Origin of the sequence: Streptomyces sp. NBC_00414 (genome assembly GCF_036038375.1) — a bacterium.
Classification (GTDB): domain Bacteria; phylum Actinomycetota; class Actinomycetes; order Streptomycetales; family Streptomycetaceae; genus Streptomyces.
Map to the genome: position 1 here is coordinate 5,269,351 of NZ_CP107935.1, position 14,968 is coordinate 5,284,318.

Here is a 14,968-nt window from a genome sequence, read left to right on the forward strand (position 1 = left end):
CCGCCGTGGCCGGCACCCTGAAGCACGTGACCGATGACTCTTTCGAGCAGGACGTCCTGAAGAGCGACAAGCCCGTACTGGTGGACTTCTGGGCCGCCTGGTGCGGTCCGTGCCGCCAGATCGCGCCGTCCCTTGAGGCGATCGCCGCCGAGTACGGCGACAAGATCGAGATCGTCAAGCTCAACATCGACGAGAACCCGGGTACGGCCGCCAAGTACGGCGTCATGTCCATCCCGACCCTGAACGTCTACCAGGGTGGCGAGGTCGCCAAGACCATCGTGGGTGCGAAGCCGAAGGCCGCGATCGTGCGGGACCTTGAGGAATTCATCGCCGAGTAGTTCGGCAAGCCGTCGCTCGCGGGCGGCGATGTTTCACGTGAAACATGGATGGGCCAACCCGGACGGGTTGGCCCATCCGCATGTTCAGCGCAGCGCGCTCTACAAAGGGCGCAGGGCTGGTTCCTTCTGTACGGCCCCCAGCAACCGGTCGAGCGCCAGCTCCACGTCTTCCTTCCAGGAGAGCGTCGTTCGTAGCTCCAGACGCATACGCGGGTACGTCGGGTGCGGCCGGACGGTCTTGAAGCCCACCGCCAACAGGTGATCGGCGGGAAGGACACAGGCGGGCTCCTTCCACCGGGCGTCCCCAAAAGCCTCGATGGCCTTGAAGCCCCGCCGCAGCAGATCCTTGGCGACCGTCTGGACCATCACCCGCCCGAGCCCCTGCCCTTGGAAGTCGGGCAGGATGAAGGCCGTCATCAACTGGATCGCGTCGGGCGAGACCGGGCTGGTGGGAAATGCCGTCGAGCGCGGTACGTAGGCGGGCGGTGCGTACAACACGAAGCCCACCGGCATGTCGTCCACGTAGACGACCCGGCCGCAGGATCCCCACTCCAGCAGAACGGCGGAGATCCACGCCTCCTTCTCAAGATCCGGAGTGCCTGCCTTTACCGCGGCCTGGCCGCTGACTGGGTCCAACTCCCAGAAGACACACGCGCGACAGCGCTGGGGAAGGTCCTGAAGGTTGTCCAGCGTGAGCGGTACGAGCCGGCGCCCCATGAAGGCAGTTCCTCGCTTCCTTCGCCTGCGGCATCGCGGGCGGCTGTCAGAGCGCTCCGTTCCCTGAGCAGGCTGCCGACGAACCCGCCGACCGCACCGAGCCCCAGACCCGCGCTCACCAGTCCTGTGCGGCTCACCGTTCGCATGGCCTCCGCCTCCCCACAGAAGGTACTGCCAGGTGAATGCGCCATACCCGAACGCATCGTATCCACGATGCGATTCCATCGATACCGACAGAAAGCAAAGAGCGGGCCGTGTTCCGGTACACACCGGACATGGCCCGCTCCGCAGGTCGGCCGGACGGAATAGACCGACCGGCCGAAACTCAGGACTCCGTGTCCTCTGAGTCGTCGTCCACGAGACTCTTCTGCAGAACCGGCCCCTCACCAGGAGCGAGTGAGCCGAGGATCCGCTCAAGGTCCTCCACCGACGCGAACTCGACGGTGATCTTGCCCTTCTTCTGGCCGAGGTCGACCTTCACCCGGGTCTCGAAACGATCCGAGAGACGAGTCGCCAGATCGTTCAGCGCCGGGGAGAGCAGGGAACCGGCCCGTGGCCCCTTGGAACGCGGAGCCGCCTGCGGCCGTGAACCCATGAGGGTGACGATCTCCTCGACGGCCCGGACCGACAGACCCTCGGCCACGATCCGATGAGCCAGACGGTCCTGCTCCTCCGAGTCCGCGACAGAGAGCAGAGCCCGCGCGTGCCCGGCAGAAAGAACTCCGGCAGCCACACGACGCTGAACCGACGGCGAGAGCTTCAGCAGACGCAGGGTGTTGGAGACCTGAGGGCGTGAGCGCCCGATGCGGTCCGCCAGCTGGTCGTGCGTGCAGTTGAAGTCCTGGAGCAGTTGGTCGTAGGCGGCAGCCTCTTCCAGCGGATTCAGCTGAGCCCGGTGCAGGTTCTCCAGAAGAGCGTCCAGGAGGAGCTTCTCGTCGTCCGTGGCTCGCACGATCGCCGGGATGGCCTCCAGCCCCGCCTCACGGCAGGCCCTCCAGCGCCGCTCGCCCATGATGAGCTCATAGCGCGTCGGTCCCGCCTGCCGTACGACAACCGGCTGGAGAAGACCGACCTCCTTGATGGAGGTGACGAGTTCGGCGAGAGCGTCGTCGTCGAACACGTCTCGGGGCTGACGCGGGTTCGGCGTGATGGAGTCGAGAGGCAGCTCAGCGAAGTACGCTCCCACAGGCTCTGCCGGAGCCTCCCCGAACACGCTCACCGACGGCTCTTCTGTTTCACGTGAAACCTGCGCGGGCGGAAGTGCGGCGACCTTGGCCGCCGCCACCCCACGCTCCGCGGTGAGCACCGGTACGGCTCCCGGAGACGCGGACGCTCCGCCCATCGCCGGAGGCACCGCCTTCTCCCCTGTCGGGGCAGCAGGGATCAGTGCGCCGAGACCACGGCCCAACCCCCTCCGTCGCTCGCTCACTGGATCCCCTCCACCATGCTCTGTTCGTTGTGTGCGCCCATGTGGGCATGCTGCGCTTCGTAGGCCACGCCGGCTCCGCGCAGTGCGATCTCCCGTGCCGCCTCAAGATATGAGAGGGCGCCGCTCGATCCTGGGTCGTAGGTCAGCACCGTCTGCCCATAGCTGGGGGCTTCAGAGATACGGACCGAGCGCGGAATGCTCGTTCGCAGTACCTCTTCACCGAAGTGGGTGCGCACCTCGTCGGCGACCTGAGATGCCAGGCGGGTCCTGCCGTCGTACATGGTGAGCAGGATCGTCGACACGTGCAGGTTGGGGTTGAGGTGCCCCCGTACAAGGTCCACGTTGCGCAGCAGCTGGCCCAGACCCTCCAGGGCGTAGTACTCGCACTGGATCGGGATGAGAACCTCGGCACCCGCGACGAGCGCGTTGACCGTCAGCAGTCCCAGGGAGGGCGGGCAGTCGATGAGGATGTAGTCCAACGGCTGCTCGTACGCCAGGATCGCTCGTTCCAGGCGGCTCTCACGTGCCACCAGGGACACCAGCTCGATCTCCGCACCGGCGAGATCGATCGTGGCCGGCGCACAGAAGAGACCCTCGACGTCGGGGACCGGCTGGACAACCTCGGAGAGCGGCCTGCTGTCGATCAGCACGTCATAGATGGATGGAACTTCGGCGTGATGGTCGATCCCCAGCGCAGTGGACGCGTTGCCCTGAGGATCCAGATCGATCACCAGGACCCTGCCGCCGTGCAGCGCGAGGGAGGCAGCAAGGTTGACCGTGGTCGTGGTCTTTCCGACCCCGCCCTTCTGGTTGGCAACCACCATGACGCGGGTCTGCTCGGGCCGTGGCAGGCCCTCGCCGGCTCGACCTAGAGCCTCCACAGCAAGTTGGGCAGCACGACCGATCGGAGTGTCGTCCATCGGGGGCGGTGTTTCACGTGAAACATCGTCCCCCATCGACTCGGTTCGGGGACCGGGGACCGGATCGGTCATCGGTCCCGCGATGTTGGCGTCGGACCGCAAGGATTCACTCTCCTCGACTTCAGGCTCGCAATGAACAGAGCCTCCCATGCCTTCGGGGTCGTGAACCAGCGAGGCCCGTGCTTCTGTGGAGAAAACCACCTCTGTGGACAACTCCGTGCCCTCTCCGGGGGACATGTTCGTCTCGGGAGAGGGTCTTTTCTTGTGAGACCCCAGGGATCCCAGAGGGTTGCGGTCGCGGGGTTCGGCCGCGGCGCGGCCGCGACTGATGATGCCGTGCAGCAGTGAGCGACGTTTCACGTGAAACACGATGCACAGCGCGCAGGGCCGCCACCGCGCGACACTCCGGCGTCCATAGGTTGGGCAGCTTGTGTGGAGTACGTCTCGTCGTCAGGACGGATCATTCCGCGAGGTTCCGTCCTGACGACGTACAGCCGGAATCCGGAATCCTCGCCGGACGGCCGTCAGCGACGCCTCCTGGTCCTTCCCGTCCGTGCTGCCTTCGCCCGTTTGGCCGCGAACCGCACACCGCCGGGGCTTTCCCCGACCTCCACACGCACCACGGTGGCCAAAGGCTCCACGACGCCCTCACCGACGTGCAGCACAGAGGTGTCGACGGCTCCGAGCTTGCTCAGTGCGGCTCCGGCGCTCTTGACCTCTTCCTCCGCCGTGTCGCCCTTGAGGAGCAGCATTTCCCCGTAGGGACGCAGGAGCGGGACTCCCCAGGCCGCGAGGCGGTCCAGTGGAGCCACGGCCCGGGCCGTCACCACGTGGACCGGAGGCAGCGTGCCGAGGACCTCCTCGGCACGACCACGGACGACGGTGACGTGGTCGAGCCCCAGCAGCTCGACCACCTCGCTGAGAAAGTTCGTGCGCCGCAGCAGTGGCTCAAGCAACGTGATCTTGAGGTCTGTGCGGACGAGGGCCAGGGGGATGCCGGGCAGACCGGCTCCGGAGCCGACGTCGCACACGGTCACACCCTCAGGAACCACTTCCGAGAGCACGGCGCAGTTCAGCAGGTGCCGTTCCCACAGACGAGGCACTTCACGGGGACCGATCAGACCGCGCTGAACTCCCACGTCGGCCAGCAACTCCGCGTAACGAACCGCGTCCGCGAAGCGATCACCGAATACCGCCCGAGCCTGCTCGGGCGCAGGGGGGAGCTCCGCTGCCTCCGTCACGGGGAACCGTCCTTCCGTACCGCTTGAGCGCACTGCGCGCTGACTACCAGGACTATCAGGAACTATCGAGAAACATCGGGCTGACAGAACTCGGCCCCGCCTGCGGACACAGACGGGGCCGGGAGTACGACGTGCTTGATCAGGCGGGGAGCACGACGACGAAGCGCTGCGGCTCCTCGCCCTCGGACTCGCTGCGCAGGCCGGCCGCCTTGACGGCGTCGTGCACCACCTTGCGCTCGAAGGGCGTCATCGGCGCCATCTTCACCGGCTCGCCGGAGCTCCTGACCTCGGCCGCGGTCTTCGCGCCCAGCTCGGAGAGTTCCTCGCGCTTCTTGGCGCGATAGCCCGCGATGTCCAGCATCAGTCGGCTGCGGTCCCCGGTCTCCCGGTGCACGGCCAGGCGGGTGAGCTCCTGGAGTGCCTCCAGCACCTCTCCCTCGCGCCCGACCAGCTTCTGCAGGTCGCGGCTGTTGGAATCACTGATGATCGAGACAGCCGCACGGTCGGCCTCGACATCCATGTCGATGTCGCCGTCGAGGTCGGCGATGTCCAGCAGACCCTCAAGGTAGTCGGCCGCGATCTCGCCCTCCTGCTCCAGGCGGGTCAGGGTGTCGCCACCCTCAGGGGCAGCGGAGGTGGTGCCTTCCGTCACGGGATGGACTCCTTCTTACTTCTTGGACGGGGACTTGGGCCGCTGCGGGCCCTTGCGCTGTCCGGACTGGGCCTTGCTGCGGGTGCCACCGGACGCGGACTTGCCGCCCGCCGGCTTGGGGCCGGGCTTGGCGTCCTGCGGTTCGTCGGACTTGGTGAGGGAGGTCTTCGGCTCGGACTCGCCCGCCGCCTTGCCACCGCCCTGGACCGTGCCGGCCTGCCGCTGGGACTTGCTCTGGCGCTTGGGCTGCTGGCGCTTGGGAACGGCGCCGGTCGCCGGGGTGCCGTCCTCGGTCTCGACCAGGGTCGAGGCCTCGCTCTTCACCACAGTGCCGTCGGCCTGTGCGGCCAGACCCGCCTTGGTCAGGCCGTTGATGAACTTGCGCTCGAAGTCGTTGCGGTCACGGCCCTTGGCGACGATGGCCTTGACGATGGCCTTCTCCCCGCGTCCGCGCGTCTTGCCGTGCTGCGTGACGTGCTTGTGCAGGCGCTCCAGGTAGGAGGCCTGGGCCTTGGAACCCGGCGTCGGGTTGTTGTGGATCACGTACATCTGCTGGCCCATGGTCCACACGTTGGTGGTCAGCCAGTAGACGAGGACACCGACGGGGAAGTTGATACCGAAGACGGCGAACATGATCGGGAAGACGTACATGAGCATCTTCTGCTGCTGCATGAACGGCGTCTTCACCGTGGTGTCGACGTTCTTCGTCATCAGCTGACGCTGCGTGTAGAACTGCGAGAACGACATCAGGACGATCATGATCGCCGTGACGACGCGCACGTCGGTGATCGAGGAGCCCAGTGCCTGGACCTTGGCGTCGCTGTCCGTGAACTTCGCGGCCAGCGGAGCCCCGAAGATGTGCGCCTTCTGCGCACTCTCCAGCAGTCGGTTGTTGATCACGCCGATGGTGTCGTTCGACGCGATGCTGTTGAGCACGTGGTACAGGGCGAAGAAGAACGGTGACTGCGCCAGGATGGGAAGGCACGAGGAAAGCGGGTTGGTGCCCGTCTCCTTGTACAGCTTCATCATCTCTTCGGACTGACGCTGCTTGTCGTTCTTGTAGCGCTCCTGGATCTTCTTCATCTCGGGCTGCAGCGTCTGCATCGCCCGAGTGGCCTTGATCTGCTTCACGAAGAGCGGGATCAGGCAGATACGGATCAGGATCACCAGGGACACGATGGACAAGCCCCAGGCCCAGCCCGTGTCGGGGCCGAAGATGGCGCCGTACACCGAGTGGAACTGGACGATGACCCAGGAAACGGGTGTCGTGATGAAGCTGAAAATACCGGCAATCGTGTCCACTAATCAGGCTCCTTGAGCATGGGACGGGGTCTCGGCGGCCGGGCTTGAGGGATGGTTGGACATACCGTGCCCCTCGGTGGCCGGTTCGGCGGCGGAGTTCCCGCCCTTGCGTGCACGCCAGGCGTTGCGCGGCATTTCGTGCCACCGCGGACGCTTGCGCGGCGGGACATGGTCCACACCGCCCGGCGACCACGGATTGCACCGCAGGATGCGCCAGGCGGTGAGTGCCGTTCCCTTGATCGCACCGTGCCGGTCGATGGCCTGGTACCCGTAGTGGGAGCACGACGGGTAGTACTTGCACACCGGCCCGAGCAACGGGCTGATGGTCCACTGGTACATCTTGATGAGAGCCAGCAGCGGGTACTTCATCGCGCGCCCCCTCCCGTCAGCCGCTCCAGGGCGGCGTCCAGGTCTCGGGCCAGCTGTGCATGGTCGGCGTCGCCCGCACCGGGCAGCGCTCGTACGACTACCAGGCTACCGGGGGTCAGCTGAGCCACTCGCGTGCGCATCAGATGGCGAAGCCGACGCTTCACCTTGTTGCGTACGACGGCTCCGCCCACGGCTTTGCTGACAACGAAACCCGCACGCGTCGGGGGAGTGCTCTCCCCCGGCACGTGCGGGTCCGTTGCACCGCTACGAAAGTGGACGACGAGGAGCGGGCGTCCGGCCCGGCGTCCTCGGCGTACCGCGGTCGCGAAGTCCTCGCGCCGCCTCAGCCGATGCTCGGAAGGCAGCACGTCATGACCTGTTTAGGTAATCAGGCGGACAGGCTGCTGCGACCCTTGACACGGCGGTTCGCGAGAATCGCGCGGCCGGCACGGGTACGCATCCGCAGGCGGAAGCCGTGGGTCTTGGCACGACGGCGGTTGTTCGGCTGGAAGGTGCGCTTGCTCACTCGGGGGCTCCAGAAAGAATCGGTGGCGGCGGAGGTGCCGTCCTGGCTGTCACCGTGCGCCCACGAGTAGCTCGCATTACGCCCGAGTGCACCGCTTCCCGATCACTTCTTCGCGATCTGTGCCCATCGGAGGCAGGCGGCAGCAGCCATCGACAACTCGACCTGGTCACGGTACGCGCGGCTGCGCCATCCGGTCAAACCGGCGTTGCCCAGGAGACACTATCCACAGGCTGGGGACAACAACTTGAACCGCATGGGTCGCCCTGACTACCGTGGCCGGACTCCGGTTCGTTCCCTTCTCTCCGTTCCAGCTCATTCGTTCCGGCCGCTCCAGCTGCTTCGTCCACCCCGCCCACCGAGTTCCAACCCAACCCGTCCCAGGAATCACACGTTCGTGGGACCCGTGAGAGAGCGTGCCCTGTGGCTGACGTACCTGCCGATCTTGCCGCAGTGTGGCCACGAGTATTGGAGCAACTTCTCGGCGAGGGCCGCGGCCAGGGTGTCGAGACGAAGGACGAGCACTGGATCAAGCGCTGCCAGCCGCTGGCGCTGGTGGCGGACACCGCACTGCTCGCGGTCCCGAACGAATTCGCCAAGGGCGTTCTCGAAGGGCGCCTGGCGCCGATCGTCAGCGAGACGCTGACCCGCGAGTGCGGCCGTCCGATCCGGATCGCGATCACCGTCGACGACTCCGTCGGGGAGTCCCCCACGCCGCCGGCGCCGCCCGTCCAGCAGTCGCAGCAGCGATACGAGGAGCCCGAGCGCCCTCCCTCGCAGGACCGCGACGGCTACCGCGGATACGGCCGCCACCGCGCGGACAGCCGTATGGACGACCGTCCGCAGGGCCGCCCCGACCAGCAGCAGTCCTCCCACGAGGACCAGCTCCCGACGGCCCGTCCCGCGTACCCCGACTACCAGCGCCCCGACCCCGGCGCCTGGCCGCGCCCCCCGCAGGACGACTACGGCTGGCAGCAGCAGCGGCTCGGCTTCCCCGACCGTGACCCCTACGCGTCCCCTCCGCGGGACTACCGGCAGCAGCCGGGCCGCTCCCCGTACGACCAGCGCTCCGACTACGAGCAGCAGCGGTCCGACTACGACCAGCGTTCGGACTACGACCAGCGCCAGGACCGCCGTGACCGGTCCGAGCCGCCGTCCCCGTCCGGCATGGGCCATGTCCACCGCGGCGGCCCCGTCGGCTCCTCGCTGCCCGCCTCCAGCGGCGCACCGGGCCCGCTGGCCGCGCAGCCGGCGCCCGCGACGGGTCCCGGTGAGCCCACCGCGCGCCTCAACCCGAAGTACCTCTTCGACACCTTCGTCATCGGTGCCTCGAACCGTTTCGCGCACGCGGCCGCGGTCGCCGTCGCCGAAGCGCCGGCCAAGGCGTACAACCCGCTGTTCATCTACGGGGAGTCGGGTCTCGGCAAGACGCACCTGCTGCACGCGATCGGGCACTACGCGCGCAGCCTCTACCCGGGCACGCGGGTGCGCTACGTGAGCTCCGAGGAGTTCACCAACGAGTTCATCAACTCCATCCGCGACGGCAAGGGCGACAGCTTCCGCAAGCGGTACCGCGAGATGGACATCCTGCTGGTCGACGACATCCAGTTCCTGGCGGACAAGGAGTCGACGCAGGAGGAGTTCTTCCACACCTTCAACACGCTCCACAACGCGAACAAGCAGATCGTGCTCTCCAGCGACCGGCCGCCCAAGCAGCTGGTGACGCTGGAGGACCGCCTGAGGAACCGCTTCGAGTGGGGTCTGATCACGGATGTCCAGCCGCCCGAGCTGGAGACCCGTATCGCCATCCTCCGTAAGAAGGCGGTGCAGGAGCAGCTCAACGCCCCGCCCGAGGTGCTGGAGTTCATCGCGTCCCGCATCTCGCGCAACATCCGCGAGCTGGAGGGCGCGCTGATCCGGGTGACGGCGTTCGCGTCGCTCAACCGGCAGCCGGTCGACCTCGGTCTCACCGAGATCGTCCTCAAGGACCTGATCCCCGGTGGCGAGGACTCGTCACCGGAGATCACCGCGCCGGCCATCATGGCGGCCACCGCCGACTACTTCGGCCTCACGGTGGACGACCTGTGCGGCTCCTCGCGCAGCCGGGTCCTGGTGACGGCCCGCCAGATCGCCATGTACCTCTGCCGCGAACTCACGGACCTCTCCCTGCCGAAGATCGGGGCGCAGTTCGGCGGCCGCGACCACACGACCGTCATGCACGCCGACCGCAAGATCCGCGCGCTGATGGCCGAGCGCCGCTCGATCTACAACCAGGTAACCGAACTCACGAACCGCATCAAGAACGGCTGACACCCACGGCGGTACGTCACTGGAGGCGCCCCGGGACTCGTTCCCGAGGGCGCCTTCGCCGTCCCGGCGGACGTCCTCAGCAGATGTCCTCGACCGGGGTCCTCGGCACGGGTCCTCGCAGGGGTCCGCGCACGGGTCCTCGCAGGGGTCCGCGACCGTCTCGGACACCCTCGGACTCCCTCAAGCGCTCCCGTACGTGTCCTGAGGACCGCTCCCTTGAGGCTCCGGCACCCTCTTCAGGCCCTCGGAACCCCTCCGAAATGCCTCCCGGGGCCCTCCCGGACCCGGTCCGCACCCCGTCCGGAGCCGTTCCGCCGTTACCCGACAGCCATCGGCTGTTCGAATACGCGCCGGGTTACGGCCGCCCTCCACAGATTCGGGTACTTTTTCGCGTCCACACCCTGGGGACTGGGAAGTTGTCCAGATCGTGTCCACAGGGTCACCTGCTGAAAAGGCATCAGCCCAGCTCAGCCGCCTGTGGATCCGTGGACAAAAGATCTCCACAGGCTGTGGACAAAGAATTGATCCACAGGCTGTGCGGTCAGTTGTCCACCGGCGACCCACAGGCTAGGGCCAGTTGTCCCCAGTGATCGTCAGCTTCTCCACATCGCTGTCCACTGTTCGGCAACGCGACGCGCGATCTCACCGGGTCGAGTGAAAGGCGTCACACGAAGGTGCCGGGTTGGGCTGTGGGGAACGTGGGTAAAGCTGGGGACGGCGCTGGGGAGAACTACCCCCCGCCTGTGCACGGAGTGTGCAGAACTTTTCGTCGTCCACAGAAGAGGCGTGTTATCCACCGCCTCCACCCACAGGGTCGGTGGACAAAAAACCTGCTCTGAGCTGCGAAAACGGGGTTATCCACGGTATCCACAGCCCCTACTACTACTAGCAACTAGAGAGAGCATGGGAATCGTTTAGAAGCCTGGGCTGTGCACAACTCACGCTCGGCGCCTCGGCTGCCGCTCGGAACGACTTGACCCCGAGGGGCACCGACTGTCAGTGCGGTGCGTCAGACTGGTCCCCGGCGACCGGCCCATCGGTGGGCTGAGCGACGCCGAGTCAGACGACCAAGGCCAAGCAGGGCGAGAGCGCCGGCAACAGACGGAGGCGGCAACGGTGAAGATCCGGGTGGAACGCGACGTACTCGCGGAGGCAGTGGCCTGGGCGGCACGCAGCCTCCCGGCCCGTCCACCGGCGCCTGTGCTCGCCGGCCTCCTTCTCAAGGCCGAGGAGGGCGCACTGAGCCTCTCCAGCTTCGACTACGAGGTCTCGGCACGCGTCTCCGTGGACGCCGAGATCGACGAGGAGGGCACGGTGCTCGTCTCCGGCCGCCTCCTCGCCGACATCTGCCGCGCCCTCCCCAACCGGCCGGTGGAGATTTCCACAGACGGTGTACGGGCGACCGTGGTCTGCGGCTCCTCACGCTTCACCCTCCACACACTGCCTGTGGAGGAGTACCCGTCGCTGCCGCAGATGCCGGTCGCGACCGGCACCGTCCCCGGTGAGGTCTTCGCCTCGGCCGCGGCCCAGGTGGCCATCGCGGCGGGCCGTGACGACACGCTGCCCGTCCTCACCGGTGTGCGCATCGAGATCGAGGGCGACACGGTCACCCTGGCGTCCACCGACCGCTACCGCTTCGCGGTCCGCGAGTTCCTGTGGAAGCCGGAGAACCCGGAGGCGTCCGCCGTCGCCCTGGTGCCCGCCAAGACGCTCCTGGACACCGCCAAGGCGCTCACGAGCGGCGACAGCGTGATCCTGGCGCTGTCCGGCTCCGGAGCCGGTGAGGGCCTGATCGGCTTCGAGGGAGCGGGCCGGCGCACGACCACGCGTCTGCTGGAGGGCGACCTCCCGAAGTACCGCTCGCTGTTCCCGACGGAGTTCAACTCGATCGCCGTCATCGAGACCGCCCCCTTCGTGGAGGCCGTCAAGCGTGTGGCCCTGGTCGCCGAGCGGAACACCCCGGTGCGCCTGAGCTTCGAGCAGGGCGTGCTGATCCTGGAGGCCGGCTCCAGCGACGACGCACAGGCTGTGGAGAGGGTCGACGCCCAGCTGGAGGGCGACGACGTCTCGATCGCCTTCAACCCGACGTTCCTGCTCGACGGTCTGAGCGCCATCGACTCCCCGGTCGCGCAGCTCTCCTTCACGACCTCCACCAAGCCGGCGCTCCTCAGCGGCAAGCCCGCGCTGGACGCCGAGGCGGACGAGGCCTACAAGTACCTGATCATGCCGGTGCGGCTCAGCGGCTGACGAAGAGCCGCAGGTGGGGGCGTACGTCTGAGCGGCTATGCCCACAGGTGTGCAGGAGAGTCCGGGTTTAGGCTCGGACGCAGGTACGAAAGTGCCCTCCTGCCACATCGCTAGTGAAGGAACAACCTGATGGAGCTCGGTCTCGTCGGCCTCGGCAAGATGGGCGGCAACATGCGCGAGCGCATCCGCCGCGCAGGTCACACCGTCATCGGATACGACCGCAACCCGGACCTCGCCGATGTCCACAGCCTTGAGGAGCTTGTGGGCAAGCTCGAAGCGCCGCGGGTGGTGTGGGTGATGGTTCCGGCCGGTGCCGCGACGCAGTCCACCGTCGACGAGCTGGCCGACTTGCTGGAGCCCGGTGACGTGGTCGTGGACGGCGGCAACTCGCGCTGGACGGACGACGAGAAGCACTCCGAGGAGCTGGCAGCCAAGGGCATCGGCTTCGTCGACGCCGGCGTCTCCGGCGGCGTGTGGGGCCTCAAGAACGGCTACGCGCTGATGGTCGGCGGCGACGCCGAGCACATCGCCAAGGTCCAGCCCGTCTTCGACGCCCTCAAGCCCGAGGGCGACGCCGGGTTCGTGCACGCCGGCAAGGTCGGCGCCGGGCACTTCTCCAAGATGGTCCACAACGGCATCGAGTACGCCATGATGCAGGCCTACGCCGAGGGCTGGGAGCTCCTGGAGGCGGTCGACTCCGTCACCGACGTGCGCGAGGTCTTCCGCTCCTGGCAGGAGGGCACCGTCATCCGCTCCTGGCTCCTCGACCTGGCGGTCAACGCCCTCGACGAGGACGAGCACCTCGCTCAGCTGCGCGGCTTCGCGCAGGACTCCGGCGAGGGCCGCTGGACCGTCGAGGCGGCCATCGACAACGCGGTCCCGCTGCCCGCGATCACCGCCTCCCTCTTCGCCCGCTTCGCGTCCCGCCAGGACGACTCGCCGCAGATGAAGATGATCGCGGCACTGCGCAACCAGTTCGGCGGCCACGCCGTAGAGAAGAAGTAACCCGGAGGCGGCCGGGAGGATTCCGGCCGCGGTTCGGGAGAAGAAGCAGTCCACGGGTCCGCTCCGCGGATCCACAGCTCCGGGGGAGGTCGGCGAACGACCATGCACGTCACGCATCTGTCGCTGGCCGACTTCCGCTCGTACGCCCGGGTCGAGGTTCCGCTCGACCCGGGCGTCACCGCGTTCGTGGGGCCCAACGGACAGGGCAAGACCAACCTCGTCGAGGCGGTCGGCTATCTCGCCTCCCTCGGCAGCCACCGGGTCTCGTCCGACGCGCCTCTGGTACGGATGGGCGCCGAGCGGGCGATCATCCGGGCCAACATCCGCCAGGGCGAGCGCCAGCAGCTCGTGGAGCTCGAACTCAACCCCGGCAGGGCGAACCGCGCCCGCATCAACAGGTCCTCGCAGGTCAGACCCCGTGACGTGCTCGGCATCGTACGGACCGTGCTGTTCGCGCCCGAGGACCTGGCGCTGGTCAAGGGCGACCCCGGGGAGCGCCGGCGCTTCCTCGACGAGCTGATCACCGCGCGCTCTCCGCGGATGGCGGGCGTGCGCTCGGACTACGACCGGGTCCTGAAGCAGCGCAACACGCTCCTGAAGTCGGCGGCGCTCGCCCGCCGCCACGGCGGCCGCACGATGGACCTGTCCACACTCGACGTGTGGGACGAGCACCTCGCGCGCGTCGGCGCCGAGCTGCTCGCCCAGCGACTCGATCTGATCGCCACGCTCCAGCCGCTCACCGACAAGGCGTACGAGCAGCTCGCGCCCGGCGGCGGCCCGGTGGCCCTGGAGTACAAGCCCTCCTCGCCCGGGATCACCGGCCACGCGCGCGAGGAGCTGTACGAGCAGCTGATGGCGGCCCTGGCGGAGTCCCGGAAGCAGGAGATCGAGCGGGGCGTCACGCTCGTGGGCCCCCACAGGGACGAACTACTGCTCAAACTCGGCCAGCTGCCCGCGAAGGGATACGCGTCGCACGGCGAGTCCTGGTCGTACGCGCTGTCGCTGCGCCTGGCCTCGTACGACCTGCTGCGGGCCGAGGGCAACGAGCCGGTGCTGGTCCTCGACGACGTGTTCGCCGAGCTGGACACCCGTCGCCGCGAACGCCTCGCCGAACTGGTGGCCCCCGCCGAGCAGGTCCTGGTGACGGCCGCGGTCGACGACGACGTGCCGGGGGTGCTGACGGGGACGCGGTACGCCGTGTCCGAGGGCACGGTGGAGCGGGTATGAGCGAGAACACACCGGGGCCCGGGGACAAGCCGAAGGACGCTCCCGAACCGTCCGGTGTCGACCTCGCGCGCGTGGCGCTGCGCGCGGCGAAGGAGCAGGCACGCGCGCGTGGGAACGCCGTGCAGGACAAGAAGCAGGCGCGTCGTGGAGGTTTTCGCTCCGGCGCGCACGCCGACGGGCGCGATCCCATGGCCCTCGGGTCCGCCATCAACCGCCTCATCACCGAGCGCGGCTGGGAGGCCCCGGCCGCCGTCGGCGGGGTCATGGGCCGCTGGCCGGAGATCGTCGGGGACGACCTGGCCAAGCACTGCGTACCGGAGAAGTACGACGAGGACGAGCACGTACTGATCGTGCGGTGCGACTCGACGGCCTGGGCCACCAACCTGCGGCTGCTCGCTCCGCAGCTGGTCGCGCGCCTGAACGAGGACCTCGGTCACGGCACGGTGCGGCTGATCAAGGTGCTGGGCCCCGGGGGCCCCGTGCACCGCTACGGCCCCCTGCGCGCCCCTGGCAGCACGGGCCCCGGTGACACCTACGGGTGAGCCAGACCGGGCGGTATGCCCTCCGTAGCGGGGGGTTGACATCCCGAAGCGCTGAGTGCCGCTCTGCGCCTCTTTGAGCCCGGGTCCACATATGGGGAGTCGGTGGAGACCGGTTCAGGGCGGCACATGCGGACTCAGGTACCGGC

Annotated in this window: 15 protein-coding genes; 6 read left to right on the forward strand and 9 right to left on the reverse strand. The window is 67.8% G+C overall.

The annotated features are described in order from the left end of the window. Positions 1 to 5: 5 nt before the first annotated feature. A complete protein-coding gene (trxA, locus tag OHS59_RS22800; protein ID WP_328495253.1) occupies positions 6 to 338 on the forward strand; it encodes a thioredoxin in 333 nt (110 codons plus the stop codon). A gap of 99 nt (positions 339 to 437) precedes the next feature. Here trxA and OHS59_RS22805 read toward each other — a convergent pair whose 3' ends face one another. The 9 genes from OHS59_RS22805 to rpmH all read right to left on the reverse strand — a co-directional run bounded on the left by OHS59_RS22805 (position 438) and on the right by rpmH (position 7,494). Further along, on the reverse strand, positions 438 to 1,055 hold the full coding sequence (locus OHS59_RS22805; protein WP_328495254.1) for a GNAT family N-acetyltransferase: 618 nt from the start codon (positions 1,053 to 1,055) through the stop codon (positions 438 to 440). A 325-nt stretch (positions 1,056 to 1,380) separates the two neighbouring features. Further along, entirely contained in the window at positions 1,381 to 2,484 is a 1,104-nt protein-coding gene (locus OHS59_RS22810; RefSeq protein ID WP_328495255.1) for a ParB/RepB/Spo0J family partition protein, read from the reverse strand. Beyond that, positions 2,481 to 3,554, reverse strand: a complete 1,074-nt coding sequence (locus OHS59_RS22815) for a ParA family protein (protein WP_328499315.1) — start codon at positions 3,552 to 3,554, stop codon at positions 2,481 to 2,483. The genes OHS59_RS22810 and OHS59_RS22815 overlap by 4 nt, the downstream gene beginning before the upstream one ends. Before the next feature lie 374 nt (positions 3,555 to 3,928). Continuing rightward, on the reverse strand, positions 3,929 to 4,645 hold the full coding sequence (rsmG, locus tag OHS59_RS22820; protein ID WP_328495256.1) for a 16S rRNA (guanine(527)-N(7))-methyltransferase RsmG: 717 nt from the start codon (positions 4,643 to 4,645) through the stop codon (positions 3,929 to 3,931). A gap of 139 nt (positions 4,646 to 4,784) precedes the next feature. Next, a complete protein-coding gene (locus OHS59_RS22825) occupies positions 4,785 to 5,297 on the reverse strand; it encodes a Jag family protein (protein WP_328495257.1) in 513 nt (170 codons plus the stop codon). A 15-nt stretch (positions 5,298 to 5,312) separates the two neighbouring features. Next, the gene (yidC, locus tag OHS59_RS22830; RefSeq protein ID WP_328495258.1) at positions 5,313 to 6,599 is read right to left on the reverse strand and encodes a membrane protein insertase YidC; all 1,287 of its coding nucleotides are present in this window, start codon (positions 6,597 to 6,599) and stop codon (positions 5,313 to 5,315) included. Positions 6,600 to 6,602: 3 nt separating this feature from the next. Continuing rightward, positions 6,603 to 6,968, reverse strand: a complete 366-nt coding sequence (yidD, locus tag OHS59_RS22835; RefSeq protein ID WP_328495259.1) for a membrane protein insertion efficiency factor YidD — start codon at positions 6,966 to 6,968, stop codon at positions 6,603 to 6,605. Beyond that, a complete protein-coding gene (gene rnpA / locus OHS59_RS22840; RefSeq protein ID WP_328495260.1) occupies positions 6,965 to 7,336 on the reverse strand; it encodes a ribonuclease P protein component in 372 nt (123 codons plus the stop codon). The genes yidD and rnpA overlap by 4 nt, the downstream gene beginning before the upstream one ends. A 20-nt stretch (positions 7,337 to 7,356) precedes the next feature. Further along, positions 7,357 to 7,494: a 50S ribosomal protein L34 gene (rpmH, locus tag OHS59_RS22845; protein WP_055512249.1), complete on the reverse strand. Its 138-nt coding sequence runs from the start codon at positions 7,492 to 7,494 to the stop codon at positions 7,357 to 7,359. Between the two features lie 420 nt (positions 7,495 to 7,914). On the opposite strand from rpmH, the gene dnaA reads away from it, so the two are divergent. From dnaA to OHS59_RS22870, 5 genes are all read left to right on the forward strand, one after another. Beyond that, entirely contained in the window at positions 7,915 to 9,801 is a 1,887-nt protein-coding gene (gene dnaA / locus OHS59_RS22850; protein WP_328495261.1) for a chromosomal replication initiator protein DnaA, read from the forward strand. Positions 9,802 to 10,917: 1,116 nt separating this feature from the next. Then, complete coding sequence (gene dnaN / locus OHS59_RS22855) at positions 10,918 to 12,048, forward strand: DNA polymerase III subunit beta (protein WP_328495262.1); 1,131 nt, start codon at positions 10,918 to 10,920, stop codon at positions 12,046 to 12,048. Positions 12,049 to 12,177: 129 nt separating this feature from the next. After that, positions 12,178 to 13,053 (forward strand): phosphogluconate dehydrogenase (NAD(+)-dependent, decarboxylating), encoded by an 876-nt coding sequence (gene gnd, locus OHS59_RS22860; RefSeq protein ID WP_328495263.1) that lies wholly within the window; start codon positions 12,178 to 12,180, stop codon positions 13,051 to 13,053. Positions 13,054 to 13,155: 102 nt separating this feature from the next. Continuing rightward, positions 13,156 to 14,280, forward strand: a complete 1,125-nt coding sequence (recF, locus tag OHS59_RS22865; protein WP_328495264.1) for a DNA replication/repair protein RecF — start codon at positions 13,156 to 13,158, stop codon at positions 14,278 to 14,280. After that, positions 14,277 to 14,822, forward strand: coding sequence for a DUF721 domain-containing protein (locus OHS59_RS22870; protein ID WP_328495265.1), 546 nt, complete (start codon positions 14,277 to 14,279; stop codon positions 14,820 to 14,822). The genes recF and OHS59_RS22870 overlap by 4 nt, the downstream gene beginning before the upstream one ends. The last annotated feature ends 146 nt before the right edge of the window (positions 14,823 to 14,968 follow it).

Bases quoted from the DNA above. Each gene is read 5' to 3' on its own strand.
- yidD (WP_328495259.1), bottom strand. From the start codon at position 6,968: ATGAAGTACCCGCTGCTGGCTCTCATCAAGATGTACCAGTGGACCATC.
- OHS59_RS22870 (WP_328495265.1), top strand. From the start codon at position 14,277: ATGAGCGAGAACACACCGGGGCCCGGGGACAAGCCGAAGGACGCTCCC.
- OHS59_RS22805 (WP_328495254.1), bottom strand. From the start codon at position 1,055: ATGGGGCGCCGGCTCGTACCGCTCACGCTGGACAACCTTCAGGACCTT.
- OHS59_RS22815 (WP_328499315.1), bottom strand. From the start codon at position 3,554: ATGGGAGGCTCTGTTCATTGCGAGCCTGAAGTCGAGGAGAGTGAATCC.
- recF (WP_328495264.1), top strand. From the start codon at position 13,156: ATGCACGTCACGCATCTGTCGCTGGCCGACTTCCGCTCGTACGCCCGG.
- gnd (WP_328495263.1), top strand. From the start codon at position 12,178: ATGGAGCTCGGTCTCGTCGGCCTCGGCAAGATGGGCGGCAACATGCGC.